31 protein-coding genes are annotated in these 24,546 nt (G+C 56.2%); 14 read left to right on the forward strand and 17 right to left on the reverse strand.

Annotation, left to right across the window (positions count from 1 at the left end):
• Window positions 1-88 precede the first annotated feature (88 nt).
• The 11 genes from ACGYLO_RS11735 to ACGYLO_RS11785 all read right to left on the reverse strand — a co-directional run bounded on the left by ACGYLO_RS11735 (window position 89) and on the right by ACGYLO_RS11785 (window position 7,413).
• Complete coding sequence (locus ACGYLO_RS11735; protein WP_394376615.1) at window positions 89-1,105, reverse strand: hypothetical protein; 1,017 nt, start codon at window positions 1,103-1,105, stop codon at window positions 89-91.
• Between the two features lie 18 nt (window positions 1,106-1,123).
• Window positions 1,124-1,732 carry a hypothetical protein gene (locus ACGYLO_RS11740; protein ID WP_394376616.1) on the reverse strand — a complete coding sequence of 203 codons (609 nt, stop codon included), beginning with the start codon at window positions 1,730-1,732 and terminating at the stop codon, window positions 1,124-1,126.
• Between the two features lie 227 nt (window positions 1,733-1,959).
• Window positions 1,960-2,433, reverse strand: a complete 474-nt coding sequence (locus ACGYLO_RS11745) for a hypothetical protein (protein WP_394376617.1) — start codon at window positions 2,431-2,433, stop codon at window positions 1,960-1,962.
• The gene (locus ACGYLO_RS11750; RefSeq protein ID WP_394376618.1) at window positions 2,430-2,801 is read right to left on the reverse strand and encodes a DUF805 domain-containing protein; all 372 of its coding nucleotides are present in this window, start codon (window positions 2,799-2,801) and stop codon (window positions 2,430-2,432) included. Before ACGYLO_RS11750 ends, ACGYLO_RS11745 begins: the two co-directional genes overlap by 4 nt.
• A 1-nt stretch (window position 2,802) precedes the next feature.
• Complete coding sequence (locus tag ACGYLO_RS11755; RefSeq protein ID WP_394376619.1) at window positions 2,803-3,180, reverse strand: DUF805 domain-containing protein; 378 nt, start codon at window positions 3,178-3,180, stop codon at window positions 2,803-2,805.
• 144 nt (window positions 3,181-3,324) lie between these two features.
• Window positions 3,325-3,807, reverse strand: a complete 483-nt coding sequence (locus ACGYLO_RS11760; RefSeq protein ID WP_394376620.1) for a hypothetical protein — start codon at window positions 3,805-3,807, stop codon at window positions 3,325-3,327.
• Between the two features lie 99 nt (window positions 3,808-3,906).
• Window positions 3,907-4,284 (reverse strand): DUF805 domain-containing protein, encoded by a 378-nt coding sequence (locus ACGYLO_RS11765; RefSeq protein ID WP_394376621.1) that lies wholly within the window; start codon window positions 4,282-4,284, stop codon window positions 3,907-3,909.
• A 23-nt stretch (window positions 4,285-4,307) separates the two neighbouring features.
• Entirely contained in the window at window positions 4,308-4,688 is a 381-nt protein-coding gene (locus ACGYLO_RS11770) for a hypothetical protein (protein ID WP_394376622.1), read from the reverse strand.
• 190 nt (window positions 4,689-4,878) lie between these two features.
• Window positions 4,879-5,571, reverse strand: coding sequence for a glyoxalase superfamily protein (locus ACGYLO_RS11775; RefSeq protein ID WP_273054854.1), 693 nt, complete (start codon window positions 5,569-5,571; stop codon window positions 4,879-4,881).
• 553 nt (window positions 5,572-6,124) lie between these two features.
• A complete protein-coding gene (locus tag ACGYLO_RS11780; RefSeq protein ID WP_394376623.1) occupies window positions 6,125-6,808 on the reverse strand; it encodes a glyoxalase superfamily protein in 684 nt (227 codons plus the stop codon).
• Window positions 6,809-6,855: 47 nt separating this feature from the next.
• Entirely contained in the window at window positions 6,856-7,413 is a 558-nt protein-coding gene (locus tag ACGYLO_RS11785) for a hypothetical protein (RefSeq protein WP_394376624.1), read from the reverse strand.
• Between the two features lie 273 nt (window positions 7,414-7,686).
• On the opposite strand from ACGYLO_RS11785, the gene ACGYLO_RS11790 reads away from it, so the two are divergent.
• Both ACGYLO_RS11790 and ACGYLO_RS11795 read left to right on the forward strand, forming a co-directional pair.
• Window positions 7,687-8,439 carry a hypothetical protein gene (locus tag ACGYLO_RS11790; RefSeq protein ID WP_394376625.1) on the forward strand — a complete coding sequence of 251 codons (753 nt, stop codon included), beginning with the start codon at window positions 7,687-7,689 and terminating at the stop codon, window positions 8,437-8,439.
• 212 nt (window positions 8,440-8,651) lie between these two features.
• Window positions 8,652-9,653 (forward strand): hypothetical protein, encoded by a 1,002-nt coding sequence (locus ACGYLO_RS11795; RefSeq protein WP_394376626.1) that lies wholly within the window; start codon window positions 8,652-8,654, stop codon window positions 9,651-9,653.
• 196 nt (window positions 9,654-9,849) lie between these two features.
• Here the strand turns inward: ACGYLO_RS11795 and ACGYLO_RS11800 are convergent, their stop codons facing one another.
• Both ACGYLO_RS11800 and ACGYLO_RS11805 read right to left on the reverse strand, forming a co-directional pair.
• Window positions 9,850-10,509, reverse strand: coding sequence for a hypothetical protein (locus ACGYLO_RS11800; RefSeq protein WP_394376627.1), 660 nt, complete (start codon window positions 10,507-10,509; stop codon window positions 9,850-9,852).
• 16 nt (window positions 10,510-10,525) lie between these two features.
• A complete protein-coding gene (locus tag ACGYLO_RS11805; RefSeq protein ID WP_394376628.1) occupies window positions 10,526-10,696 on the reverse strand; it encodes a hypothetical protein in 171 nt (56 codons plus the stop codon).
• A 183-nt stretch (window positions 10,697-10,879) separates the two neighbouring features.
• Between ACGYLO_RS11805 and ACGYLO_RS11810 the strand changes: the two genes are divergently transcribed.
• From ACGYLO_RS11810 to ACGYLO_RS11835, 6 genes are all read left to right on the forward strand, one after another.
• Entirely contained in the window at window positions 10,880-12,898 is a 2,019-nt protein-coding gene (locus ACGYLO_RS11810) for a hypothetical protein (RefSeq protein WP_394376629.1), read from the forward strand.
• Window positions 12,898-13,416: a hypothetical protein gene (locus ACGYLO_RS11815; protein WP_394376630.1), complete on the forward strand. Its 519-nt coding sequence runs from the start codon at window positions 12,898-12,900 to the stop codon at window positions 13,414-13,416. Before ACGYLO_RS11810 ends, ACGYLO_RS11815 begins: the two co-directional genes overlap by 1 nt.
• Window positions 13,413-13,709: a hypothetical protein gene (locus ACGYLO_RS11820; RefSeq protein ID WP_394376631.1), complete on the forward strand. Its 297-nt coding sequence runs from the start codon at window positions 13,413-13,415 to the stop codon at window positions 13,707-13,709. The genes ACGYLO_RS11815 and ACGYLO_RS11820 overlap by 4 nt, the downstream gene beginning before the upstream one ends.
• 127 nt (window positions 13,710-13,836) lie before the next feature.
• Complete coding sequence (locus ACGYLO_RS11825; RefSeq protein WP_394376632.1) at window positions 13,837-14,106, forward strand: hypothetical protein; 270 nt, start codon at window positions 13,837-13,839, stop codon at window positions 14,104-14,106.
• Window positions 14,107-14,307: 201 nt separating this feature from the next.
• On the forward strand, window positions 14,308-14,766 hold the full coding sequence (locus ACGYLO_RS11830) for a hypothetical protein (protein ID WP_394376633.1): 459 nt from the start codon (window positions 14,308-14,310) through the stop codon (window positions 14,764-14,766).
• Between the two features lie 385 nt (window positions 14,767-15,151).
• Complete coding sequence (locus ACGYLO_RS11835; protein WP_394376634.1) at window positions 15,152-15,775, forward strand: phage tail tip lysozyme; 624 nt, start codon at window positions 15,152-15,154, stop codon at window positions 15,773-15,775.
• Here ACGYLO_RS11835 and ACGYLO_RS11840 read toward each other — a convergent pair.
• The 3 genes from ACGYLO_RS11840 to ACGYLO_RS11850 are packed head-to-tail and all read right to left on the reverse strand — an operon-like array spanning window position 15,770 to window position 18,183.
• Window positions 15,770-16,876, reverse strand: coding sequence for a hypothetical protein (locus ACGYLO_RS11840; protein ID WP_394376635.1), 1,107 nt, complete (start codon window positions 16,874-16,876; stop codon window positions 15,770-15,772). The two genes, ACGYLO_RS11835 and ACGYLO_RS11840, sit on opposite strands and share 6 nt — an antisense overlap.
• A gap of 8 nt (window positions 16,877-16,884) precedes the next feature.
• Entirely contained in the window at window positions 16,885-17,409 is a 525-nt protein-coding gene (locus tag ACGYLO_RS11845; RefSeq protein ID WP_394376636.1) for a hypothetical protein, read from the reverse strand.
• 3 nt (window positions 17,410-17,412) lie between these two features.
• On the reverse strand, window positions 17,413-18,183 hold the full coding sequence (locus tag ACGYLO_RS11850) for a hypothetical protein (RefSeq protein WP_394376637.1): 771 nt from the start codon (window positions 18,181-18,183) through the stop codon (window positions 17,413-17,415).
• A gap of 136 nt (window positions 18,184-18,319) precedes the next feature.
• Here ACGYLO_RS11850 and ACGYLO_RS11855 point away from each other — a divergent pair, with 136 nt between their 5' ends.
• Both ACGYLO_RS11855 and ACGYLO_RS11860 read left to right on the forward strand, forming a co-directional pair.
• Complete coding sequence (locus ACGYLO_RS11855; protein ID WP_394376638.1) at window positions 18,320-19,051, forward strand: hypothetical protein; 732 nt, start codon at window positions 18,320-18,322, stop codon at window positions 19,049-19,051.
• Between the two features lie 85 nt (window positions 19,052-19,136).
• The gene (locus tag ACGYLO_RS11860; protein WP_394376639.1) at window positions 19,137-19,697 is read left to right on the forward strand and encodes a hypothetical protein; all 561 of its coding nucleotides are present in this window, start codon (window positions 19,137-19,139) and stop codon (window positions 19,695-19,697) included.
• Between the two features lie 3 nt (window positions 19,698-19,700).
• Here ACGYLO_RS11860 and ACGYLO_RS11865 read toward each other — a convergent pair whose 3' ends face one another.
• Window positions 19,701-20,111, reverse strand: coding sequence for a hypothetical protein (locus ACGYLO_RS11865; protein ID WP_394376640.1), 411 nt, complete (start codon window positions 20,109-20,111; stop codon window positions 19,701-19,703).
• A gap of 103 nt (window positions 20,112-20,214) precedes the next feature.
• On the opposite strand from ACGYLO_RS11865, the gene ACGYLO_RS11870 reads away from it, so the two are divergent.
• The 4 genes from ACGYLO_RS11870 (at window position 20,215) to cas3 (ending at window position 24,513) form a co-directional block, all read left to right on the forward strand.
• The gene (locus ACGYLO_RS11870) at window positions 20,215-20,709 is read left to right on the forward strand and encodes a hypothetical protein (protein WP_394376641.1); all 495 of its coding nucleotides are present in this window, start codon (window positions 20,215-20,217) and stop codon (window positions 20,707-20,709) included.
• Window positions 20,710-20,820: 111 nt separating this feature from the next.
• The gene (locus ACGYLO_RS11875) at window positions 20,821-21,198 is read left to right on the forward strand and encodes a hypothetical protein (RefSeq protein WP_394376642.1); all 378 of its coding nucleotides are present in this window, start codon (window positions 20,821-20,823) and stop codon (window positions 21,196-21,198) included.
• A 211-nt stretch (window positions 21,199-21,409) separates the two neighbouring features.
• A complete protein-coding gene (locus ACGYLO_RS11880; RefSeq protein WP_394376643.1) occupies window positions 21,410-21,871 on the forward strand; it encodes a hypothetical protein in 462 nt (153 codons plus the stop codon).
• A 119-nt stretch (window positions 21,872-21,990) separates the two neighbouring features.
• Window positions 21,991-24,513 (forward strand): CRISPR-associated helicase Cas3', encoded by a 2,523-nt coding sequence (cas3, locus tag ACGYLO_RS11885; protein WP_394376644.1) that lies wholly within the window; start codon window positions 21,991-21,993, stop codon window positions 24,511-24,513.
• The last annotated feature ends 33 nt before the right edge of the window (window positions 24,514-24,546 follow it).

Below are 24,546 nucleotides of genomic sequence, written 5' to 3' on the forward strand. Positions count from 1 at the left end.
CCTTCGTTTTTCGCAATTCTACGGTGCCAACGAATTACGCCGGCGTTTATTGTGGATAACCTCATCAAACATGGATCTTGCGCGGTGATCAGCTCGATAAGACCGGATACCGCGTTTCAGCCAAATACCTGAGATAGGGTATATCATCGACTGCAATATCAAAATTTTCATCCAGCCTGATACACCATTCCTTAGAGCCGGGCACCCAACACCAATGGCGCCGTATCAAATAGTCATTCAACCCATCGATGTAAGGTATCTTCACCTTCAGCCACAGGCCCTCAAGTCTGATGGATGTCTCTTTCGCGCACGTGGTGGCTTCGTACAGGGAAATTAGAGGTTGCGCCTGGTTTGGCCCCTCAGCCGCCATGAAGGCGTCCTCAGCTTTCTTGAGCACACCTTCAAGTGAAGCAAACCAATCATCGACTTCATCGGCATCAGCCATACTGAAACGCCAAACACCACCATAGTGCCCACTCCAAGATATGGCAGGATGTTTATTGGGGAACGTCCACTGGAACAGATGTACAATTTGACCATGCGCGGCATATGAGCCCTCACCATCCAAGAAGCATTGCATATCTTTTACGGGCGTAAAGCGGCGGGCTTTCGCATGCTTCACCAAAAGCTCCGTGGCCTTCAACTTCTCCGCAAGTTCGTCAAAGTCCTGCAGCTTTACGACCCAAGAGTGTTTCTTGTCATATGCACTACGGTTGAGCCGGCAGGGCGCTGATCGGAAACTGATAAAATTCTTATATGTCAGTATTTCTTTTCCTGACACACGTACCATAGGCTCCTTCAGCTTCTCGAAGGTGAGCCCTGAAATTTCCGGCATGATCTTCCGGGAGAGCTCCTTTTTCAGGGGAATTTCTTTGAGGTGCTTGGCATGGAGCCTTGAGATAGCTGGTGCGGCCTTCTTCTTGAAGACAACAGGACCAACCACGAAGCACCACTCATCCTGCATGCGGCACCACTCACCATTGACCTTCAATGCAGCGATATCGTCTCTCTCAGCTGATATTATCCAAGACTTCCCGTTCTCATGCCTCGTGACACGGAATGGAGGGAACTCGCCTTCGCCCTCAATCACAATTCGCTTAGCCATGATCTGAATGACCTCTTTTCATAGCGTAACCACTCTCATTTTTCGCACTAGCTTTCCTTTGCCGCGTTCATGGGACTTCCTGAAGAATAATGTGCCCTTACAACTGACGGCGGTATGCGCCCGTACTTGATGACGCTCTCTCGTTCTGGCTTCTTCCATCACCCCATACCCCGGGTATTCGCTTGGCAAGTACCTGACCCCGGCATCTGAGAGCGTGTATTGAATGGTCTCAATAATCTCATCAGCTCCAACACCATGTAGACACTGGACCTCGCCGGCACGTTTGATGATGTGACTCTTGTACTTTGTCAGCATCATGGAAAGGCATCCAAGCATACCGAGGCCATCCTCAGTTATCTCTCTCTGCATCTGCAGAATAGCGTCACCATCACCTCCATATGCATCGCCCGTTGCATCGATGAATTGGTGAGCATGTTCGATCTCAGCAAAACGATGATCACCTGAGGTGGCGCGTCCCAAGACGGTGTAAAAAGGTAGTGTGATTTCCTCACCCCTTGAAGCGAATACGGTCACTTCGAAATCTCGAGCGGGCGCATCTTCATTGTGATGGCACAGGATTCCGATACGATCGTATCCATCGATTGTGTCGCTTATGTCGAACTCCATCCAGGTATGTTCGAAGGGAGGGTACATCCCGGAGCAAATTGTTTTTAGGTCTGTCGTGCCTACAGTGGTGTAAATCTTCCTTGCTGCAGCCGTATCTACATCGATGACTACGCATGACTGTATGTGCTGATCGACCCGCGCGAGCCAATCTAGCGTTTGGGATCGATCCGCCCTGCCATCCCCGAATTCTAGTGCATCAGAAATTGCACGCCGGATGCTATGACGTATCACTTACGAGCTCTCCTGGCCTTACGATTTCCTTTCGGGACCAGCGGCTCTTGAGGGAAGGCTAAATCGCTCGCTGACCGTCTCAGTCCGAGAGCCAGGACAGGAACCTTTCCCCTTGCAGACTCGCCCCCCGAAAGGCTGACGGGTGTTGCCCCAGGAAAGGGCTCTGAATCGGCCGCACCCCCATCGGCGGCCGCGGCCTCTTTTACCTCTGTGTCATCTTGCGCGCCATCGGTCGACGTGGCTACTTCCAACACGGCATCCATCAGTTTCTGAAGAACTTTTTCGGCCTGCGTTTCACTGAAGTACAGACCCTTACCGTTTGCCAAGGTGCCAGCTTGAAATCCCGTCAGATGCTCTTTGAGTTTGCTCGAGATATCGTCCATTTCGCAAAGTGCATTTGCAGCGAATGATACACCAACAGGCAGTAGATCATCTTCAAGTGCCTCGGGCAGGATAGCTCTGTTTGTCATCTCAACATCTCCTTCGGATCATCCCCAAACCTGTTCTTCCCTTCTTCCCCTGGCCAAAACAGCAACGCCAACCACGCAAGCGTCCCCACGTAGGGCAGCAGTACCGTCAAACCGGCAAAGCCAGAGAACCCCACGTCGCGGCACCGCTGCGCGGAGGTAATCAAAGACACGGCGGTCATCGAAATGATGAGACCTACGATCAAAACAGCTGCAAGCACCCCAGTCCCGCCCAGAAGCTCGTCGAGCAGCAGAATGGCGAAACACAACGCAAGACCGAGACCGTAGACCGTTAGATGCAACAAGGCATAGCTCTTGCGGTTGCGCCGGCCATGAAAGGCAAAGAGGTCATCGAGTACGGGCTTGGACATCTCAGGTCTTCAACCCCCGCGGATCGGCGCCAAATTTGTTGGGACCCTTTTCACCCGGCATCACCAGGAGCGCGATCCAAGCAGCAATGCCCGCATAGGGCAGCATGATAACAGCTGCGACCACACCAGGCATACCGAGATCGCGGCAACGCTGTGCGGTGGTTGCGATGGAGGAGACCCCCATGACGATGAACATCAAGATCAACAGGAACAAAGTGCCAAGCGCCGTGTCCGGATCGCCGCTCAGCTCCGCCTCAACGATCCAAAGCACAGTTGCGGCCATACCAAATCCGAGCATGGCCAGCTGCAACAAAGTATAGCTCTTGCGGTCGCGACGGCCGCTCCATTTAAAAAGGTCTTCTAGTACGGGCTTGGACATGGGCACTCTCATTCTTGCAAGTTACTTGCATGATGAAATGAGAGCTGCGCACCTAGAAGCTATTTTCGCACTTCAATCAGCGAACTGCTAGGTTATCCACATAGAAGCATATGCCGGGCCAAATAGAGACTTGATATCCGGGACTTAAACTTCGTTATTCATATCTTTTTTGAGCTTTTCGTAATAGGGGTTCAAGTCAACCAAAGCTGCAATCTCTTCGAACTCATAGATAAGAAAAGGATCATCAATGAGAGGGAAGCTGCCCTTTTCGGGCCGATGCGCACTATGGCAGAACATAGACCCCTTCTCAGCCTCATTCTTGCAGTGCTTCCCTTGCTGGGTCAGAGCCGCACAGCGCGCGACGATGCGCTCTTCAACAAAGTCGTAATCCACGCCCGATCCAGACGAGGGTGTGCGCTTTTGATACGTCTCGACGTGATAAGCAAACCAGTGGTTTGGCTTGTGTGCTTCCACTAAAGAAATGGCATCCGAATTTAGCTTTTTCGTCAGGGCCAACGTACTGGGTAGGTTCAATGTCGGAAAGATGCGGTTCGTTGGCATTTCGGTGGTCGCGATCACTTCACCTTCTGCGTTGTGAAATCTAGCTTGGGTATAGCCTCTGGGCATGATGTCTATCCTTCTAAGCGCAGCAACCGCAGAAACTGCATTTCCAACATAAAAAAGGACTATGTCAGTTTTGACATTCCGCAAGGGTTGGCTGCACGACTATCGCTTAAATCGCAGTGGATCGCCCCCATAGCAGTTCACTCCGCTCTCCCCCGGCATCATAAGGGCAATAAGCCAGACCAGGGCGCCCAGATAGGGCACGTAGATAAGCAATGCCCAATATCCGCTCCACCCACAATCGTGGCAGCGCTGCGCCGCGGCCGTGACAATCGCCACTGACCAGCAGATACAATACAGAATGATCAGCACCGCAGGGATGCCGGTCTCACCGAACCCCCATCCGAACTCGACATCCAAAAGTAGGATGACAATGCCTTCTGCGAAAGTCAGAGCCAGTAGGAGATTCAACCACAGAAAACTCATCCTGTTGCGCCGTCCGCGAGAGGTAAAGAGATCGTCCAGCGCGGGTTTGGACATTCCCCCGCCTCAAACGGCAGGCATCAGTAGAGACGCTCTTCAAGATATCCCAACTCACGATCGCACTTGCGGTTGTGACCTGCTGCGGCAATGGCATCGAGCTGACCTTTGAGCTGGGCAAATTCAGCGCGCTTGCTGAACAAACCAAGGGCAAGCAGCGCTTCAGGTGTAGAGAGGTACATCGAAGTGGCAATGATGCGCATATCTGTCGCCATATTATGCTCATGGGCGTTGGCGATCTCCAGCATCTTGCCTTGGACGATCATCGCTTCGGCGGTGATTTCGGAGCAGTTCAATGACCCGTAAACAATCGGGTCAAACTCATAAGCCTTAAGTTCTTCCTGCGGCATCGAGCAGGCCGAAACGGAGGCAAACATGGCAAGGGCGGCAAAAGCTTTCTTCATAACGATCTCATCTCTTTTGTGTGATGAGACCATTGTGCGTCTCTGTTTTTCGCACCTCAAAGAAATTGAGCTGAAACCTGCCAAAACGGCGATGAAGCCGCCATTCTCTGGGCGGCTTCATGCGATCTGTGAAATACTCGGTTAAGTTAATTGGCGGGACATCCCCCCCAAACCGAGATCTTCTTCCGCTTCAGGTCTCAGGCATCAGGTTATGGTCAATGAGATCCCCAAGCGGCTTGGAAACCTGCATCGAAAGATACCCCCACTGGTCCTCGGTCCTCTCTGGGATATTGGGCCAAGCCTTGCCCTCGCGCTCTGGCATACCGGGCAGAGTCTTCAAGAAATTCCGCGCCATATCTGTGTTGGGGCTGTCGGGGAAATGCTCTTCACAGGTAGCCAGCCGCTCCAGAAACCCTCCCTTCCCGGTCAGGCTGAAAGATTGACGGAACGAGGAAGGATCGAAAGGGCACTCTTCGCGTTCCTGCGTTTGGAAGAAGATGGCTACAACAGCCTCTACGCATTCTCGCGCGCGGTTGCGCCACATGCCCTCATGAACCTGCAGGTAGCCCCCGTCCACGAGATCCATCACTGCTTCGCTGCAAGCTTGCTCCCCACCCTTGTAGAAATGCAGGATCCGACGGTGTTCCGCTTTGGCGATATCTGCCGCCGAAACCCTTGGGGTGCTGAGCTCCGCCCGGAAGGTATTCCAATCCTTTGCCCCAGCAGCGCAGGAGAGCGCCTCCAGGGCCTGGGCACGGCTCAGCTTGAGCCCCTGCCCTGCCAGATAGGCCGCAAGGCGCCCAGCGGCGTCTTTTGCGTCACGCACCGCTTCAGGCTGCGCATCGCGTTTCAGTTTGGTCGTCTTGGTGCTGTCTTTGGACATCACATCACTCCTCATATCAAACGAGATCGGTTTGACAGCTGGTCCGTTGCCGCAGGGATCTCATGATGATCAAGGCGTGCGATTGTCTGGGCCCTTCAGGGCGACGCAGGTTTACCACGCGGAGGTTGTCCGTGGACCGGGCAGGGCTGCATCCCTGCGCCCAATATACGTACTGATAAAAACGCGGCAACTGGTTATCCACACCTATATTGGCAAGCCTTAAAAGCGAGACGCGCCCACTGGCAAGTTTCAATGAATGGCCTCACCGCCCTCCAACACCATCAATGCAGGGTGGGCGTATCATCAGATGCCGTCACCAAAGTCGGCCGGGTGTCGGGCTCAGAGCCGCGCTTATGCGCCTTTACCAGAACTACCTTCCCGCTCTTGTAACGACGGACGTGCTCACGCACTTCATGGCGCACGCGTGGCGCCTGACCGCTGGCGATCGCAGCACGATCTTCGGCCATTGTCATGGATCTTATCGGCGGATCGGAAGACGCCCTACGCCACTCTGCGAATATAACCCCTGAAAACCTATTCCCAAGCCGTATAACTATAACGCCCTACGCCCAATCTCGATGAGCTCCGCCGTGTCGCTAAATAACTCATCGAACATGCGTGTAATTGGCCAAGCGACCCTCGACCATTGCTCTTTGAACTTTGTCTCCAGTGGCCTTCCAGGCTTCCACCCCGGACCGGGCGTGCCGGGCACCGTCTGCAAAAAGTCTCGCATAATCTTAGTTTCACGGCTGTCGGGAAAATCTCTTTCGGCAATCACGGCGTAAGCCAAAAAGCCACCTTCATCCTTAATTTGAAAGGCCTCACGAAACAGTTTTGGATCATATGGTCTTTCTGCGAGATCCTGGGCTTGGAAATAGGCCAGAACAACAGCCTCTGTGAGCTGCACGCAACGACTATACCATGCATCCCTCTGACTTTCTGCGACGCGCTCTGAAAGCTGGTTCCAGACAGTCGACAGGCTTTCTTCTGCACCGCCAGGATAAAGCTGCAGCACACCCCTCAAGAGCACAGAATGGGCGTCCTCTGCAGGTGGCATGAGGCTCGTTTCAAAGGCTTCCCAACTCTCGGACCCTGCGACATGGGATACGGCCTCCAAAGACTCTGTCTCGGTGAGATTGACACCCTGCCCCGCAAGGTGGTCTCTCAACCTGGCAGCGGCCTTCTTGGCCTTACGTACGGATTGGATCGCTCTTTTGCGCAAGATTGGCGTCGTCATGGTCATAGCTTCCTTAACCAGTCTATATCCCTGAATCGCCGATCAGCTTAGATCTCCGGCATCTCGTCATCTTCAGGCTCCGCGGCGGGCGTTTCGACCTCAATCCGGAAGGCTTCGAGCGCCTCTGAGCGCCCCCAAAAGAAGTCTTCGAGCAGCTCCTCGCTGTACTCCAGTACAGGGATCTCGAAATGCCCAAAGCTCCCTCGCAAGAGCAAGGGCTCAGTCCCATTGGGATCTCCCGATAAGACAAAGCCAGCACAGCGGTGCGGGATGATGCCATCAGGGGTCACCAGCTCATGGCCCTCGAATACAGTGTGCTCGCCGACAACAACGCCGGGCTGCACCCGCGTATGATGAGGCAGGACAGCGTTTCTGCCGATCACAGCACCGCGGCCGACCTTCGCCCAGTTGCCAAGCTGGGCGCCCTCGTGGACTTGTGCCCCTTCATGGACCTCCGCGTAGGGACCCAGGCACACATTGTCACCGATCACGGCATTGGCGCGCACTTTGGTCCAGCTGCCGGAGGTTACATTCTCGCCAAAGCGCGCAGAGTCTGAAATCTGAGCAAAATCGACGCCCTTGTGGCGCTTCTTTAATCCGAACATGGGGCTCTCTTCCAATAGATGTCGACCTGATGGTCGGTCCTGTCATGCCAGTATAGATACCTTGGTCGATCGAAAGTGCGAAAAATATTCAGATATGGTCTTGTCGTGCCGCTATCCTGGTGCTAGATCAGGTTCAAGGCGCGCAGCCCCGGCACTCGCAGGCCGAAATCGCGAAGCACCAAGACGATCCAATACTTCAGTTGATCAGCCTCCCTTTTATAGGCTCCGGTCCAACTTGCGAGCAGATGAGCCTTTAACAAAAGGAGATGGATTATGATCCTGAATAAGACTTCCCTACGCGACATCAAGACGGCCCTAATGGCCATTCCCGGACACCCTGGTTCCTCGCGGATCAGCGAAGCCCTCGCCCGCGGCTTTGGTTTCGATGACCATCATGCATTGAAGGCCAAGTTTGATGCCTATGAGGTTTCGATTTCGGACCTCCCGCCAGAGGTAGACTTCGACACGGCCTCATTCATCAAGGCAGTTGGCCCATCCGAGCGTCAGACCATTCTCGATCTAGCAACAACGGCGCAATACCTCGCAGACGGCGGGATCTTCCTGGATGATCTCGAAAGCTATCCCGAGCTCCGCGGTGGTCGGGTCATTCTCACTGGATGGACCAGCAAGGACTGGACCTTGGCCGCTTCCGATTTTGTTGAGCGCATTGGTTCGATCATCGGAACAACCACCTGGGTGCTCAATATGGTCGATAGACTATGGGACATGGAAGTCGCCGTATTTGGTGACAGCGAGGCTGAAACCTTTGACGTATACGACCCCGAAAAGGGAGTTCGCAAACCGACACTTCAGGAGCACTACGCGAACGAGGAGCTCGAAGAATCTACCGGTGTCACAGTCATGGCTTTTCTCGATGGGACCTTTGTCCGGTTCCGCGACATGCTCCCGAAGCATAGCCAGCCGAGCGCGCAATATTTGGCAGCGAGTGAAAAGGGGGTCCGCATGGTACATGGGGATGCGGAATACGCCGTCGAAGTGTGGCTCTTGATCCGCAGCGGTTCTTGAAAGTCCAGGCGCCGCTTCGGCGACAGCCTTTACGTGTCAGAAAAACATATATGTTTTTCTGACACAGCAGCGTAGACACGTCCCCCGTAAAAGTGGGGAGGATATTCTGCAGCAAATGTCACATCTCGGCCTCCTGAGTTGTATTTTTTTCGCACATGCCTTTCTTTCTCGCATGGCTGGGTTTATCTTGGGGGCAAAGGAGCCTCTGCCACATGAACACCCTCCACTTTTGCCGTGATGGCATTCTGCGCCGCACGATTACGACGCGCTTGCCTGAAGTAACGGATGACTACCGCTTTGAAACCCGGCTGATCCCGGTTCAGGCGTGGGAAGCCTCTACTGATCCGGACGTCTTCCTCAAGTCTCTGCACGACGGCATCGTCTTTGAAGATGGCCTGACCGTGGGGGAGGTATTCGAGAACCTGGCGCCTTGGGCCGAGACAATGCGCGGCGTGGCCTGCATGGATTTCCCTGCGTTCCTTGAAGAGATGCGCAGCACACACGACAACCCCATGCAGGATGTCGATAAAATCACCATCTCCTTTGATGCAGAAATCTCTGCGGTGCCGCGGTACGAGCGCGAAGGCCCCATCTTTGAAGACCGGAAGATGAACCTCGGAACGGCCGCATTTACGGGCCGCATCTCGCTGGATCAGGGTTGGAATATGACGGCTCGGGTCAAAGAAGAATATCGCGCTGAATATGACGGTGCTGAGAGCGTATCTTTGAGCTTTTGCCCTCTGTCCGAATGGAAGCATCTGCCCATCTGCATCGACAAAGCAGGCAATCTGCGCGACGAGACGGCCAACAAACGGGCCTCCGTTCACCTCGGCACCGAACAACCACTCACCGCGGCGGATCATAAGAACGTCAAGCTGACCGCCAGCCCCGAAGGGGTCGTCTTCGGCCATGATATCGTTATCGATGCGCCCGAGCCGACCTTCTTTCACGCTCTGATCCGCGGCTTTCTTTGGGATGTCGGGTTTCATTATTCACCCGTGCATCGCGACGAGACCCGCGACAGCATCATGGCAAGCGTGGATGAGATCAACGCGATGGAGAGCCTCGAAGAGCTCGATGCGCCTAAAGGTAATGCTTACGAGATCGATGGCGAAGATCGCGCCGAAATCGCCTTGATGGGCAAGCTGGTTGCGAAAGCCTCCGAGATGGGATTGGCGGTCAGCAAGCCGAAGCCCCAAGGCGACGATGCCTGACCTGCGTATGTCATCAACGCCGCGAGGTTGGCTTGCCCGCATCTTGCGGGCTCCGGGCAAACTCCTTTTGAGCCTTGGCTGGGAGCGGCGGGCAGGTCTTGAAGCGCACCTGCGTCAGCAGATCAAGGATGCGGATCTTGAACGTGCTACAGGCGTGGCCGCAATGGTGGGACGCTGTTCGCTTATAGAACGCTGATCAGTGCCGGCGCTCGCCGCTCTCTTCCAACAGCAGATCCAGGAACGGATTTCCCAGAAACGTATGCTCCGCGGCCGCGCGCGCATCCTTCACGTCAGGGGTCGCGATCGAGAACAGCGCATGATGCGAATCGCACTCCCCACAGTCGTAGCTCAGAACCGTCCGGCCGCTATCGGTGTCCAGTGACAGGCTGCAGCTGCCATCCATCATCGCGTCGATCGCGGTCTGGATACACATAAACACATCCGCAGGCGCCGTTTCCGGCTCATAGGCGCGCTTTGAAGCACGGCGCGCAATCAGCTCGGCAGAGTAGTGATAAGGCTCTGCGGGCAGGTGCCCTGCCCCCTCCGTGGTGCTGAGGTAGGCCATATAGGGGATGGACCCCACAACCGGCAGAAGGAAGCGCCCCCCGTTTTCGATCTCCGTCTCTTCTTCAAGATACTCGATGTCGACGATCGGGTGGTGGGTATCGCAGTGCTCACAGACATAGGCGAGAAGCAAACCGCCGGTGCGCTGGTTGCGGTAGACCTCCACCTCACCTGTGGCGATGCAATTATCCGCAAAGGCCAACATGGAGGCGACCTCAGGCGAAGGGATCAGATACCGATGCGCTTCAGTCAGGCCGATTGCCTCATCAGGTTTGATCTCTTCTTTGCGCATTGCCGTCCGGTCCTTGTCACTCTTCGATCTGATCAGATGTAACCAAACCGAGCATTTGTAAAGCCTGCCGGGTCTTATCTTGGGCGGCACGCTCACCGGCATCAAAGCCGTTCCTGAAAGCCAGCTCTACGAGCTCCGCCTCGCGTTTCGATTTTGCCTGCGCCTTCAGCGCTTCCAATCTCAGCATCACATATTACCATCTTCAGTTAATTTCGCATCACGTAGCACTCTATGCCCCCATGGCAGAAATACATCGGACACTGACGTGAAAACCAGTATTTGCGAATAATGCTCCACATATCATTGTATCAGACCCCCACAACATATAATTAATGAAATACAGATTTAGTCTTTTTCGCAGGAGCCCTTCATGTCCGATGCCACCGTACTCGACGAGAAAAGCACCACCGCCGAGATCGTCGCCGAGGCTTTGGATCAGTGGGTCGCTCTTACCGGCGTCAAGCAAGATCAGACCAGCTTCACCATGGGGGACATGGACGTCCACAGCATGAACGAAGTAATGAAGAAGGCGATGGAGCTCGATCCCGAAGGCACCACGACCTATCTTCTGCTCGAATGCTTCTTGCGCGATTATCTGGAACGAAAGAGCTTCACTGCTGCGCAGATCATGAAGGACTATGACGCAACATCAGCCTATCTGCAGAAGGCTGAACTGCTCTTCTCTGTTGTGCAGTCCGAACGCGCGCTGGAGTTGGCCTCGCAGTTTCGTGCCCGGGTCACAGATGGCGTCCGCCACTATAAGGCAGACCGGGACGATGTGATCGATGTGATCAATGATGCAGACATTCTGCCTTTCCTCCGCCGCGATGCGCTGCACTCGTTGGAAAGCCTGAAGCCGTATCAATTCCTGCGCGGCCCCGCGAGCACAGGGCCCGCTCAGGTGATCGAGCACATCTATCAGGCCTGGAATATCAACGATCTGCTGATCGCTCTGCGTGATATGCCCGTCTCGGGCATCGCGGTTGTCTTGCTGCGCGATCCTGCGCATCCGGATCGGAGCTACTTCGCCTTCGCCATGCGCAACGGCGAGAACGTGATCCTGTTTACCGATAAGAACAAACCAGCCTACCCCGGTCAGGAAGATGTTTTGGCCGGCCGCGGCTCACGTGGCACAGGCCGGTCTTATATGTCCCGGGCCTGGTCGAACCACTTCCCCTATCAGATCATCAAGACAGGTTTTGATGATCGGGGTGATGTGTATTTCAAACCGGAAACCACACCGGTGGCTGCTGGCAAGGCTGTCGTGCCCTTGATGAAAATGTCGGACCTGCCACCGGCACAGGTGGTCTGGTTGACCATGATGCTGTCCCTGATTTCCGAGAAATTCTGGAAGCAGAGCTGGCAAGCCGAAGCGCTAAGCTACACGGGCGAGATGGTGCGCAACAAAGCCTTGCTGGTGACAGATGGCCGCGGAGAAAACCTGCCGATGGCCAACGACTACGCCCCGATCGCTCTGGATGAGGTCAAAGTGGCAGATATCACACGCGAGGCGCTCGATGCCCAGTTGGAGCGGCCAACACAGGGTGTTCACGCTTGGATGGAGGAGCGCTACCGCGATACGGTCACGCATGAGGTGGTCAACCAGTGGTTCACGGACCCCGGCACTGTTCTCATGCTGCCCCGCACCCCAGATGAGCACAGCCCTCCCCAGAGACGCAATCACGAAGTGACCAAGCAGGTGGCCCCCGGCATTCTGGCAGTAGAAACCCGCAACTCACTGCCGCATTGGGAGCAGCCGAAAGGGTACAAGCTACAGACATTCTCCGCCACTGACTTTGGCACCGAGGAAGAAATCCGGGACGACCGCATCTGGGTCGCGCGCCACAACTTTGCCAAGCAGATCCAGAAGGCTGCAGACGACGAGCACAAGCTTCGCGCAGGTGAGGTTGCTGCTTGGTATAATAAAGCCGTTGAGAAGAACCTGCCCTACTTGCTTCAGCAGATCGCGGAGTTCAGCCTCAAACAGAAAGCCGGCACCCTGGAGCGGGGTGAGCACTTTATCCGCTTCGCACCGATCAAGGATCCAGAGTGGCGCTATGAGTACCGTACCGATAACCCGATGGGCAACGGGGTGTGGGGCAGTGGCAAGTGGCGCTGCGTCCTGACGGATGCGGTTTCGACATACCGCGCCATGTTCAAGCCGCGCACCGCACAGGATCTCGCCTTGCTTTGCGGTTGCGAAATTGACGGATTGCCCGATGTGTTGCAACACTGGTCACGAGGTAAAGACTATGTGGGCAATCACCTCCTGAATCGCCTCGATCCGATGGATACGATTGTCGAGAATCCTTGGAAGAAGTTTGGAGCTGAAGTGAACGTATTTCTGTCAAAGCGCGGACTGGCGCAAATCGAGAAGCGGCACGGCTGATGCTGGGGTTTGGACGCAAAGACGCAAACGGCGATCAGACCCGCATCGAACACCGCGGCCGCCACACCCGCGCCTCGCGCACCGGTGGCGCCTCCGTGCGGGCCCAGGGCAAGATCGGCAAGACCAATGCCACGGTGAACAGCAAGCATGGGCTGCGCCTATCGCGAAAAGTGGCAAAGGGCACGCAGATCAATCTTCAGAACGGCCGCCTCGGCGTCCGAGGGCGCTACGGCAAGGGGCGGTTGAAGACCAATCTGTCAAAATCAGGTCTCAGCTTCTCTTGGCGCGCGCGCCGCGGCAGCTTCAATATTACCCGCCCGGCCCGCTCAAGCTTCAAGATCGCCGGCATGCAGTTCCGCGGCAAAACGGCGGTGAACCTGCATATCATCTTCGGGATTATTGATCTCGGCATCCTCTGCCTGAAGCTGCTCTGGCTGCCTTTCGGCCTGGTGATCGCCCTCTTGCTCACCGCCTTTAGCTCACGCCAAGGGGATCAAGATGAAGGGGCTGCGGGGTGAGCTGGCGCAAGTCCGATAAGATCGGCACGGTCGAACGGTTCACCGCCGAGGGGGTGAAGTTCGAGAACCACTTTCTGCCGGCCTATGAGGGAGCCCAGCTTCAGGGCGCTGACCCTGAGGCGAAAGGTGAGCAGCGTATTAATGCTCAGGTCGAAGGTTTTAACCGGCGATACTACATCGCGCGCCTGCGCAAGTCTGATCGCAAGGTCCTCTTTCGCTGGGGCGAGCTCATAACCTGCAAGGCCTGCTATATCAACGGAAAATTTGTCTCCGCCGAATATTACGCGACCTGAACGACCGATTGAAAGCAGGTGGCCGACCAATTGAAATCACCGATGTGCAGGTGCTCTGCGGCTAGGCGTTTTCAAAGGATCCAAGCAAAATGGCTCAAGCCAGATTGCAATCAAAAAGGAACAACAGATGTCGGAAAAGCCAACCTATGAACAAGTTGCACAAGCCATGGTCGACCTCGGGATGCCCGCGGTGGAAAACATGCGCGACCCGAACTTCCACTACTCCATGGGCAAAAAGGCAGATGCGCTGATTAAGGAGATCGAGGTCGAGATGGGCGGCCCGATGCCTGAGATCGCCAAATCCGTGCTCTACACCGCAATCGAGAAAGCCGGCTGCATGACCGGCCCGCAGCTTGAAATCGTGACGGAAGACGAAACGCCTACGGCCGAGATGTAAAGGCAAGGAGCGCCGAAGGCGGCGCTTTCCATTCCCCCCAGATCATGTGGTACAGAATTATACAAGCACAGCATATATTTTTTCACGAACCCCTTTATTCGCAAATCAGTTAGACCTATCTCATCTATATTGGTTCACACGGCGTTGCCTTTACGGCCTTCATGCGCCACCAAAAGGCACCGTCGAGAAAAGGACATTAAGATGAAGTTTCACCTGATCCCCGCTACCGCAGTGATGCTGGCTCTGGCCGGTACGGCTTCGGCCCAAGAATGGTCTCACGCATCCCCCGGCATGGGGCAGCATGAAGGGCTGCTCGAGACCGAAGATGGTGCCACAGGTATCAACTATGCCTGCGCCGACAGCTATTCCCAGGTGGGCTTCAAGGCAGATGGCGTCCATGTGGCGGCCGGCGTCAGCACGATCTCCGTGGATGGCGAGGTGGTTGCCGAGGGCAACACAACCTACAACTCCAAATGGGATGCCACCAGCTTCACCAATAAGGTTGAATCCGAATGGGGCCCCAAGCTGAAGAATGAGCACAATAAGCTCGTTCAGGCCCTGGCACAGGGTGCGGAAGCCATCTGGACCACACCCAATGGCGAGAGCTTCAACTTCTCTCTGAAGGGCTCCAGCGACATCGTGTCCTGCCTGATCAAGTAAGCAAATCCCCGGTATCGGGGTGATCCGTAGTAAGAATGCTCCAAGACATTCCAGGCTTGCTGTTCCCCGATGTTACCGGGGGTGGAAAACTTGAAAACCGGCCAGCGCAAGCTGACCGGTTTTTCGTTTCTGATGGGAGGTTCACTGGATCAGATCAGCGGGTTTGGCGTTTGAAAAAGAACGGGTAAGGAACTTCCAGGGCCCCTCCCCCGCGCAATAAAGGGATTGCTGGTATGGCAGGTTCTCGCCTGCCGTTTTTCGCAATGTGGATTCTGAACCCCTTTCAGGGTAAATCCGTCGAGCTGCCATTCGCGCCCGGGCCAACGCTGCTGTTGTTCGTGCGAAAAACGAATGTCGCTGATATTCCTAACGTCAGAGAAGACACATGAAAGATACACTTCGCCTTGTGATGGCGGCTTTGGCCGCCCTGTCACTGTTCGCCGCCCCAGCTTCTGCCTTCAGCTTCGGGAAGAAATCTACCCAAGCTGTAGAGACAGTCGAGATCATCACTGTCCCCGAGCAGCTGATCACCGACCTTCAGGAAGACTTCGATCTGCCAGAGAGCTCCGCCGCTGCCATCGTCGGCAATCTGGCACATGAGTCCGGTAACTTTCGTATGCTCCACGAGATCAAAGGGACCTGCTACGGCTATTCTCAGTGGTGCGGGTCGCGCAAGACTGCCTTCCGGGCCTTCTCCAAATCGCGAGGCGGTCAGCAGACCTATGAGGCGAACTACGGCTTTCTCAAACACGAGCTCGCCACCGAATACCAGCCGATGCTGAACCGCCTGCGTCAGACCGAAAACGTCGACAAGGCTGCAAAGATCTTCATGAAGGAGTTCTTGCGGCCGCGGGCCTCGACGGCAAACCTCAAACGCCGTGTGCGTTTCGCCAAACAGTATCTGAACGAGGATTTCTCCGGCGCTGGATGCTACTCTCACTTCAAGCTTGAAGGCGCACATAGCCCAGCCCCCTGCCCCAGCATCAAGCTGGCTCAGGCCGGCTCATAAGCTGGGCTCAGGTGCTGCAGCGTCATCCCTGTATTGCTCAGCGGCCTCTGCCTCGGCGCCGATAAGCCAGGCCAGATCATAGCCTGCACGGTCCCCAAAACTGACCAAAGCGCAATGCAACGCATCCCGGTCCATTCCGATGGACCGGGCGTAGCGCTCTACTTCCAGCTCAGCGCCAAACCCATTGCCCAGAAGCTCAAAAGCGACCAAGGCCACAACGGTTGCCGTATCTGAGCTGTAATAGGGATCCTCAGGATCAAAGCGCAATCTGCGCTCCATCTGGTTGAGCGCGTCATGCAGCTCTTGGAGGCTATAGTTGATCTGCTCAAGTTCATCTTCGATCCCGCCGCGCGCCTCAATGGACAGGAACCGGCAGAATACCTTGAAAAGCTTCTGATGTTCGGTGAGCGCTGCCGCGGCGGGCAGCTCATAAAGCATGTTCGCGCCGCGATCGACAGTGACCTCTTCGGGATGGAGAACACGCTGCATCGTATCATATGGCACCAGCGCGCCAAGACCCGTCTCCCGAAGCGCTTCAAAGAAAGGTGCGGGATCACGAAAATGCTCAACAGGGTCTTCCATTCGGCTGCGCAGGCGCTCTGCAACACGCGGTGAGAGATCGCCTTGAGGGACAGAAAGGCCACCAGCCTCAAAAACCTGGGCAATAGCTGCCGGTGTCAGTCTGTTCAGGCGCTTCAGGATTGCCTGCTCCGCCCCAGCACCGCCTTCACCGGAAAGGAATGCAGCCATCGCAGCCTGCGGCTTCATTCGCGCGCGCAGCATCAATCCCGCCTCATCATAGGCGTCATTTTCGCCCAGGTAGATATGCGGATGGCTCGGGGAGGTCATCGCCCAGCGTGTGGGATCGAGGATTCTGCCATCTTTGGCTTCCAGCCAGCTGTGCTGCTGCAGGGAGCCGCGATATACCGAGGCACTCGAGACATAGCCATGATAGTGCCCGCGGACGATCCGCATGCCCGCCACAGGCGCCTTTCTAAGCACCGCTGTGGCGACTGCATGACAATTGCCGGGCCAGTCCTTCAGTGGAATGCCAATCGTTTCGGCTAGATCTTCTGGATCGAGGGGGAATTCCTGGCTCATGGGACAGATCAGAGCTCTGGCTCGGCGGGTTCGTCCGCAATAAGCGGCTGCCACTGCTCCACACCTTCAGCGACATAGGCGCGCGGTGCATAGCCATCGAGGACGACAAAAATGCGCCCTTTCTGATCCTCGAGGGGATGGAGGTATTGGGTTTCAGAAAGCTCGATTACAGGATGATCCACGAAGGCTGCGATCTTAACAATCAGCTCGTAAGCATCTGGCTTGCCATTGGCGCTATGAGCGTCTCGGATCATGGCTTCAATTTTAGGCCCCATGATCTTGGCGAGATCATCCCGCTCCCGGGGAACGATGGCGTCAGGATCTTCACAGAACTCGTTCCAGCAATGGCCGGGTTCAAAAGGAAGATACCCCAGCCCCTCGATTTTACCCAAGGAGCCATCATTGCGGGCCGTCTGCATCGCCACGAGAAGGCTTTCAGCGATATGCGTGCTTGCCTCCAGCGTGTCCAAGAGTTCCTGCTCAGTTTCGAGCTTCAAGAGCCCGGACAGCCAATCCTCTGTGATATATGGCATGGTTTAGAACCCCGGCTCTTCGGTGTTCGAAAGCTCAGGTGCTTCTCTATCGTCGAGGCTTTCCCATAGAGCGATCAGGTCAGGCTCTTTCGGTCCGATCCACTCGATTGGTGTATCGTAAAAGCCGTCCGAGTAGACGATGGGATTACCCGCATCATCCCGCTCCAGCTGCCTAAACGCGCCGATCTGGCAGAGATCTGCGCGGGTCTCGAGGCTGCGGGGCATGCCAGCGAATGGACCCCAATTGGTTTCATAGGGAACGGCCTTTGCGGGATCGGCTTCATCAGGCGCCACATAGTCAAAGCCCTCAAGTTCCAGACGCATGACGGCCCAGAGACTGGTGCCTCCGGGATAGAAAGTCATCTCGCCATCAAACTTCGGATCTTGATCATAGGGCGTTGGAAAGCCGATCCGGACCAGGCTGGTTACTTCAGGATCGGCAATGCCGCTGTAGGCATGGGCCGCATGGGTGAGCTCGCGCAGACCCTCGTCACTGTCCACTGCAAAGGTATCCAGTTGACCGTTGTGATCCGGGCGGGAGATCATCCCGTCCTTGAGGGTGGCGCCGACCGTTTCAAGCGCGGACGCGAAGTCGCGCTCCTGCAGGAAGATTTCGCCCTGGCGCAGCAGGATGACGCTCTCATCCCCACCTACATTCGTTTCGCTGATCGTCTCGACAGCCTCGACCCTGAAGTCCCCGTCATCAAGTGCGGCGTCGCGCACAACAAGAGCACCACTTTTGGGTGACATGTCACCGATATTTGTCCAAGGCATTCTGTTCTCCGATCTGGTTTTCTGTCCAGGAGTCTAGGAAATCCACACGAAAAGACCGCATGAATAATCATGGCGTTTTGTTTTTTCACAAAGGTCAAATATCTATCAGGGCAACAGCAATCGAAAGGATACTCCAATGAGTGATAAGCTATACTCCACATTCTCCGGCAAAGCCGATGGCAACTTCGCCGGTCGCACCTTCGCCAAAATCTCCGGTTACATGGCCGCTTCGCGCGAAGCCCTGAAAGAAGCCGGCGCCGAGATCAAAGGTCAGGGGTCTTACCTTCTGCCTGAAGGACAGGAAGACGCGATCATCGCCAAGCTCGACACCCTGACCGTTCAGGATCAGGCCCAGGCCATGAAGGACCGCACCCCGGTTGCCGCAGATGCAGCAGCCAAGCTGAACATCGGCGACAAGTTCGATTTCGGCGGCACCGTTGGCGAAGCGCCGATCGTCGGTATCGGCAATGCCTTCACCCCCAAGGGCACTTCGGCGCATGATGACCGCCTCGAAGCGGGCAAAGAGCAGGTCTATGTCTATAACGCGAACGCACCGAAGTCGGCGATGCCGAAGCCGGAGCTGACCGAAGAAGAGAAAGCCGCCAAAGCGGAAGCACGTGCCGCCTCCGTTGCCAAGCGTGATGAGACCCGCGTACCGGTCATCGAAGGTTCCAAGACCAAGAATGACACGGTCACCGTCGATGGTGAAGAAGTTGCCATCACAGAACTGGGTCAGGCCTGGGAAATGGACGCTGACTCTGTTGAGACTCTGAAGGCGCGCTTCCCGGACACCGACTTCAAGGTCGGCGACAAGGTGCAGTTCGCGAAGTTCGAAGCACCCGAGAAGGTTGCCGAGCCGGAAATGTAAGCTAAGGGCTACATGCGAAAATATGGCCCGCCGATCTTTCGGCGGGCTTTTTCATGACAACGAAAAAGAGCCTCAAGGAGGCCGCATGTTTCAGACCACCCTCACCGCGCTCTATGGCGCAGGCATAGCCATGCTTCTGACGGTTCAGGTTCTGATCGCTTTTGGCGTCAACAAGCGCGAGATCTGCGCCCTCTCCACCATAGCCATCACACCGTGCATCCTTGCAGCCAGCGCAATGGGCAACTGGAAGCTCTTCGCGGGCACCATCTGCTGGCTTGCGATCTGCGCTTGGGGAAGCCCAATCATAGAGCGCCGCGACCCACCCGGTAGATCCGACCAATTCACACTTTTCGTGGCATCGCTGCCTTTGATGGCATGGATCGCCCTGCCCTCTTATCTGATCTGGACGGCGCTCGCGTCTCTTCAGCTTGTCTGGCTGCTCTTCGCCTGGGGATTGGCATGTCGGCCAATTTACCTGCTCTCGATTACGGCGGCCGCCATGCCGCTCATACCGAGCCTCGTGATGAAAACCTCAGCAGGCACAGTGAGCTTTGATGCGATCTTGTTCGGCGCTTGCGCCTATGCCTTGCTCTGGATCTATGTCGGAGCCGCCAAAACAAGAGCCCAGGCCCGGCCGCTTTGGTAAAGATCAATCTTCGGTTAGGAGGTCCGCGTCCCGCATCATCGCCCGGGTGGCCTTGTTCTCATGGAAGCGCCGACGGCTTCTGACATATTTCTTAGCACCTTTGACCGCCCGGGCCATGCCGCGGTTGCCGTTCGAGAAATCATTCCCAATCGACGCCCCGATATCGCGGTCCGCCAATTCAGCCCGAGCTCTAAAGCCCTCCATCGCCTTATCAAGATGCTCGGAGTTTTTGTTGCGCACCACGCCATTATGCGTCGGGATCTCAGAGCGGCGAACATCTTGATAGGCGTGGGTGTCATCCTGACGGTCCCAACTGTCATAGAGGAGACCCTCCTCCTTCTCCACGCAGATCACGTCCTTGCGGACTTCGCCATAGCCCGGCTTCCTATTTTTTCGCCTGTGATTGCGTTTCATCACATCGCCTCCTGCAAAATATGCTCCATGTACAATATATATTCCCCGGTTTTTTCGCAATGTCATGACACAGTGGTATCAACACGAAATATAAGAGGTTGATATGACCACAGCACAGCTCCCTTTCCGCGCAGATATTGCCGGTGCGATGCCGCCAACCATGATGAAAGATGTTGAGGGCCTCCTCGGCACCTCATCCCGTCTGCTGGGCATGTATGAAGCCTACAAGGCCTTCGCGGTCCAGAGCGAGCGTTTCGAGCCCCCGCTCGAAAGCGATGAGATCACAATCGCGATGCTCGAGGACATTCATGAGCGCGCAGCCAGCGTGGTGGAAGATGCAGAGATCGTCGCCGACCGCGGTCACACCGATGGGTTTGTCGCCATGATGCGCATGACCATCAACGATGTTGTGCCGAGCCTCGAAGATCTGCGCGCCGAGGCCGCTGGGGTGATTGCTACAGGCTACAATGTCGAAGAAGAAATGCCTGAGTTCGGCCAGGCCGATACCGTCATCATCTCCTCACCCTTCGCGACCGCGGATCCGATCCTGGCTTTCGAGAGTGACGAGATGGAAATCGAAGACGAACTGTCGTTCTGACATTGCACCGGCGCAGCTGCGGCTGCGCCGAAATAACTGTTGTGTAAAAACAATGTAATGCGCTTCATTCTTCACAAATTGGTTTAACATTTCTGAGCCAGGTCATCTCTCATGAAACTTGGAGATCTCTATAGCAATGCAGAGCTCACGGATGAGAGCGAAGCACTATTTCACTGCCTTTGTGCTGAAGTTGAGGGCTTCGACTTTACCTCAAAACTGCTCGCGTGGGAGGACATCGCCCTGCTCGAACCTTGGGGCGGCGGGGTGAAATTGATCACCTCGATGGACGCTCTCGCCACTCCAGAACAGATCGAGCTCATAAATGAGAAGGCGCATTCCTTTGATGCGCGCCGCTGTGTCGTTCTGGAAGGCGTCCGTGTGGTCGACGGTCACCACCATTTGGTGGCCGCCTACAAGATCCAAGAAGATGTGTCTTACATCGATCTCGAGGAGGCTTATCCGGAAGCAGAAGCCGGACCGGACTTCTGATTTTTCGCTTTCCGATCACGGCTTAAAAGGTAAACTGAAAGGCATCACCGAGCTTCGGTGTGAACCGGTGGATTTACCTTAGCCGTAGGCGCCGACATAAAGTTCCCCGATCCTGCCGGGGTGAAGACATTGCCAAGCACACTGCGGTTATTTGCAATCCTGCATTTTTCGCATAGCTGATCTTTATGTTCTATTTTGGACCACTTAACCGATGCGGGTAGCTGTATATTTCAACCTGCACAAGCGTTGCTTCAGTCTACGGGCTGAAGAAGGCGATCTGCGCGGTATTGTCATCGGTCATGCAGACCAGGTGGTCCTCACTGCGGTCACTTGCCATGTGCGGGCCGCCGGGCAAGCGACAGTCAGGGCCACCCGGGTGAAGAACGTCCACGCATTCCTGCGCGGAGATCTTGTCAGCCTATCTGGGTTTGCACCGACCAAGCGTGCAGCTGAGATGAAGCTCCAGCTGGAAGCTGATAAAGCTGCACCACGCATACCTGATTTTTCCAACAATGGCAGTATCTTCGGATACGATCCTTATGTGGATCACGGCTTCACCTCACGGATGAAAGCGCACTGCGGCACCTATATCACGGCGGCGCGCGCGGCCTTGCTCTCCATCACGGAAGCCCCCCGCATGCTCGACCCGGAGATGCGTCCAATCCCGGCCTAACGCCCTGGTTATCCACATGTCTCTGCCCCGCTGACCTATCAGCGAAACCTCTCCCCGACATATCTGCCCCGTAACGCGCCCAATGAACGGTCGCGCGCAGACATCCGCGGGAGCACCTCATGCCGACGACAGACAAGGACCTGGCCGAGAACTGGCCTGGCAAAAGCCCCGCCGAGGGCTGCGACATCTTTCACCCTGCGGCCTATCACATGCTTGATGTGGCTGCCTCGGCCGAGGAGCTGCTGACCTCCTTCGAGATCCCGCAGGGCGCCGCAGACGCGCTCGTGCTACTCATCTTTCTGCATGACCTTGGAAAAATCGGAAATGAATTCCGCGACATGGTGACCGGCGTTAATGTTGACGGATACATCTATCGTCACTGGGAATTGTCCGAGACTTGGCTCTTTGATCACCAGGCCCGTATCGCCGCCCATCTGGGCATTCGCCCGCGCGCTCTTTTCCAGCTGATTGCTGCGGCCTCAGGGCATCACGGCCGCCCTTCGCGGCGTGATATGAATGACGATTACATTCGTATGCGGGACCGGGCGGGTGTGCAGGCCGCGGAAGACGCCGCAACACTCATCGACCGGGCGCTGGCGCTCTGGCCTGATGCAGATCTCTCTGGGATGAGCACCAAGGAAACCAAGCGTTTTTCCTGGTGGCTGGCAGGTCTGACTTCCGCAGCGGACTGGATCGGTTCGAACCAGGAGTGGTTTCCGGCACAACATGCGGATCTCAGCTTTGACGCTTACCTCGATGAAGCACGTGTCAAAGCCCGTGCCGCTGTCTCGGCCGCAGGCATGGCGACTACGCCTGTCTCTACAGATCGGCTGTTCGACTTCGAGCTTCGGCCGATGCAGAAAGCCGCACAAGACATTCCCCTGCCCGAGGGCCCCTGCCTTGCTATCATCGAAGACGAGACCGGTGCTGGGAAGACGGAAGCCGCTCTGCTGCTGTCACAGCGCATGCTGGCGGCAGGAAAAGGGCTGGGTCTTTTCTTTGCCCTGCCCACAATGGCCACCTCCGATGCGATGTATTCGCGCATGCGTCAGGTCATCGGCAAGATGTTCGTAGGCACACCCAATCTGGCCTTGGCCCATGGACGGGCGCATCTGTCGCGCGAATTCAGAGCGACGATCAGCAATGAGGCACGCGGTGACAGCGATGTCTCCTGTACACGCTGGCTTGCGGATGACCGCAGAAAGGTTCTGATGGCTGATGTGGGCGTCGGGACCATCGACCAGGCGCTTCAAGCCGTCATGCCAACGGCATTTGCCACCTTGCGCCTCTTCGGCCTGTCTCGTCAGATCCTGATCGTCGATGAAGTCCATGAGATGGGCAACCCTTACATGGCCCGCGAGCTTGAAGAGCTGCTGCGTCTACATGCAATGCGCGGCGGCTCGGCGATCCTTGCCACGGCCACGCTGCCCTTGGATCTGCGGCGCCGGCTCGTCGAGGCCTTCAACAAGGGCGCCGAGATTGCCACAGCGCCAGATCTTGATGATCCGAGCTACCCTGCGCTCACCCTCTCTTGTGGTGAGACGATCACCAACTTCCCGCGCACAGCTTCCGCCAAGGGTCCGGTGCGGGTCCAAAGGATCGGCAGTCAGACCGAAGCAATCGACCGCGTCGTGCATCTTGCGAAAAACGGAGCATGTACGCTCTGGGTCCGCAATGCCGTCGATGACGCGATCGCCGCGGTACATGCCCTGCGCGCCCGCGGCATCCGGGCCCGCCTCTTGCACGCGCGCTTTACACTCTTTGACCGCAAGACCCATGAGCGCGACATCATGAAGATCTTCGGCAAGGAAGGTCAGGACTATCGTCACAAGAAAGACGGCACGGCCGAGGTTCTCGTTGCCACCCAGGTGGTCGAAAGCTCGCTCGATATCGACTTTGATGCGGTGGTCAGCGATCTCGCCCCCATGGCGGCTTTGATCCAGCGCGCTGGCCGTCTCTGGCGCCATATGGACAAGCGCCCCCGCGAGGATCGGCCTGTCGCCGAGCCGGTCCTTTATCTCCTGTCCCCACTGCCGCGCCCGGATGTGACCGGCAAGTGGCTTGATAATGTCATGCCAAAGGGGCGTTGGGTTTACCCGCTGCATGATCAGTGGCGCACCGCCCATGTTCTGCTACAGCGCGGTCAGATCACCGCCCCCGATGATCTGCGCGGTCTCATTGAAGCGGTGCATGGCCCGGACGCCTGCCCCCTCCCCGAGGAGCTCATCAAAGCAGAAGAACGACGCAACGCCTTGGATGATGTCGAGGCTGGTCGCGCCGCGCATAGGATCATCGATGTTGAGGAAGGGTACCGTGCCGGAGGCGATGGTGAGGATGGCGAGCAATACCCGACCCGCTTGGGCCGGCCGACCATCACAATCCATCTCTTGCGAAAAACAGAGCCGGAAGTGGTCACCTGGGCCCGGCGCGTAACTCCGGCCTATTCCGAGTTGCAGGTGCCGCTGCATAGGTTGCTCGCGATCGACAACCTGCCGCGCATCCCAGACGATGTCTACGCCGCGCATACGGAGAAATGGACCCATTGGAAGAAACGGGGGACCCGTGTTTTCCATGTGCCGAAGGATGGCAGGATCTGCGCCGGTCTGCGCTATGACCGTAAATACGGTCTGCTCTTCGAGTGAAGAAAATACCCCTCAACATAGACAATGCGAAAA

The sequence above is a fragment of the Sulfitobacter sp. 1A13353 genome, from assembly GCF_043557255.1.
Classification (GTDB): domain Bacteria; phylum Pseudomonadota; class Alphaproteobacteria; order Rhodobacterales; family Rhodobacteraceae; genus Sulfitobacter; species Sulfitobacter faviae.

Excerpts from the sequence above, each read along its gene's own strand:
- ACGYLO_RS11735 (WP_394376615.1), bottom strand. The coding sequence starts at position 1,105 with ATGGCTAAGCGAATTGTGATTGAGGGCGAAGGCGAGTTCCCTCCATTC.
- ACGYLO_RS11740 (WP_394376616.1), bottom strand. The coding sequence starts at position 1,732 with ATGGAGTTCGACATAAGCGACACAATCGATGGATACGATCGTATCGGA.
- ACGYLO_RS11745 (WP_394376617.1), bottom strand. The coding sequence starts at position 2,433 with ATGACAAACAGAGCTATCCTGCCCGAGGCACTTGAAGATGATCTACTG.
- ACGYLO_RS11750 (WP_394376618.1), bottom strand. The coding sequence starts at position 2,801 with ATGTCCAAGCCCGTACTCGATGACCTCTTTGCCTTTCATGGCCGGCGC.
- ACGYLO_RS11755 (WP_394376619.1), bottom strand. The coding sequence starts at position 3,180 with ATGTCCAAGCCCGTACTAGAAGACCTTTTTAAATGGAGCGGCCGTCGC.
- ACGYLO_RS11760 (WP_394376620.1), bottom strand. The coding sequence starts at position 3,807 with ATGCCCAGAGGCTATACCCAAGCTAGATTTCACAACGCAGAAGGTGAA.
- ACGYLO_RS11765 (WP_394376621.1), bottom strand. The coding sequence starts at position 4,284 with ATGTCCAAACCCGCGCTGGACGATCTCTTTACCTCTCGCGGACGGCGC.
- ACGYLO_RS11770 (WP_394376622.1), bottom strand. The coding sequence starts at position 4,688 with ATGAAGAAAGCTTTTGCCGCCCTTGCCATGTTTGCCTCCGTTTCGGCC.
- ACGYLO_RS11775 (WP_273054854.1), bottom strand. The coding sequence starts at position 5,571 with ATGTCCAAAGACAGCACCAAGACGACCAAACTGAAACGCGATGCGCAG.
- ACGYLO_RS11780 (WP_394376623.1), bottom strand. The coding sequence starts at position 6,808 with ATGACGACGCCAATCTTGCGCAAAAGAGCGATCCAATCCGTACGTAAG.
- ACGYLO_RS11785 (WP_394376624.1), bottom strand. The coding sequence starts at position 7,413 with ATGTTCGGATTAAAGAAGCGCCACAAGGGCGTCGATTTTGCTCAGATT.
- ACGYLO_RS11790 (WP_394376625.1), top strand. The coding sequence starts at position 7,687 with ATGATCCTGAATAAGACTTCCCTACGCGACATCAAGACGGCCCTAATG.
- ACGYLO_RS11795 (WP_394376626.1), top strand. The coding sequence starts at position 8,652 with ATGAACACCCTCCACTTTTGCCGTGATGGCATTCTGCGCCGCACGATT.
- ACGYLO_RS11800 (WP_394376627.1), bottom strand. The coding sequence starts at position 10,509 with ATGCGCAAAGAAGAGATCAAACCTGATGAGGCAATCGGCCTGACTGAA.
- ACGYLO_RS11805 (WP_394376628.1), bottom strand. The coding sequence starts at position 10,696 with ATGCTGAGATTGGAAGCGCTGAAGGCGCAGGCAAAATCGAAACGCGAG.
- ACGYLO_RS11810 (WP_394376629.1), top strand. The coding sequence starts at position 10,880 with ATGTCCGATGCCACCGTACTCGACGAGAAAAGCACCACCGCCGAGATC.
- ACGYLO_RS11815 (WP_394376630.1), top strand. The coding sequence starts at position 12,898 with ATGCTGGGGTTTGGACGCAAAGACGCAAACGGCGATCAGACCCGCATC.
- ACGYLO_RS11825 (WP_394376632.1), top strand. The coding sequence starts at position 13,837 with ATGTCGGAAAAGCCAACCTATGAACAAGTTGCACAAGCCATGGTCGAC.
- ACGYLO_RS11830 (WP_394376633.1), top strand. The coding sequence starts at position 14,308 with ATGAAGTTTCACCTGATCCCCGCTACCGCAGTGATGCTGGCTCTGGCC.
- ACGYLO_RS11835 (WP_394376634.1), top strand. The coding sequence starts at position 15,152 with ATGAAAGATACACTTCGCCTTGTGATGGCGGCTTTGGCCGCCCTGTCA.
- ACGYLO_RS11840 (WP_394376635.1), bottom strand. The coding sequence starts at position 16,876 with ATGAGCCAGGAATTCCCCCTCGATCCAGAAGATCTAGCCGAAACGATT.
- ACGYLO_RS11845 (WP_394376636.1), bottom strand. The coding sequence starts at position 17,409 with ATGCCATATATCACAGAGGATTGGCTGTCCGGGCTCTTGAAGCTCGAA.
- ACGYLO_RS11850 (WP_394376637.1), bottom strand. The coding sequence starts at position 18,183 with ATGCCTTGGACAAATATCGGTGACATGTCACCCAAAAGTGGTGCTCTT.
- ACGYLO_RS11855 (WP_394376638.1), top strand. The coding sequence starts at position 18,320 with ATGAGTGATAAGCTATACTCCACATTCTCCGGCAAAGCCGATGGCAAC.
- ACGYLO_RS11860 (WP_394376639.1), top strand. The coding sequence starts at position 19,137 with ATGTTTCAGACCACCCTCACCGCGCTCTATGGCGCAGGCATAGCCATG.
- ACGYLO_RS11865 (WP_394376640.1), bottom strand. The coding sequence starts at position 20,111 with ATGAAACGCAATCACAGGCGAAAAAATAGGAAGCCGGGCTATGGCGAA.
- ACGYLO_RS11870 (WP_394376641.1), top strand. The coding sequence starts at position 20,215 with ATGACCACAGCACAGCTCCCTTTCCGCGCAGATATTGCCGGTGCGATG.
- ACGYLO_RS11875 (WP_394376642.1), top strand. The coding sequence starts at position 20,821 with ATGAAACTTGGAGATCTCTATAGCAATGCAGAGCTCACGGATGAGAGC.
- ACGYLO_RS11880 (WP_394376643.1), top strand. The coding sequence starts at position 21,410 with ATGCGGGTAGCTGTATATTTCAACCTGCACAAGCGTTGCTTCAGTCTA.
- cas3 (WP_394376644.1), top strand. The coding sequence starts at position 21,991 with ATGCCGACGACAGACAAGGACCTGGCCGAGAACTGGCCTGGCAAAAGC.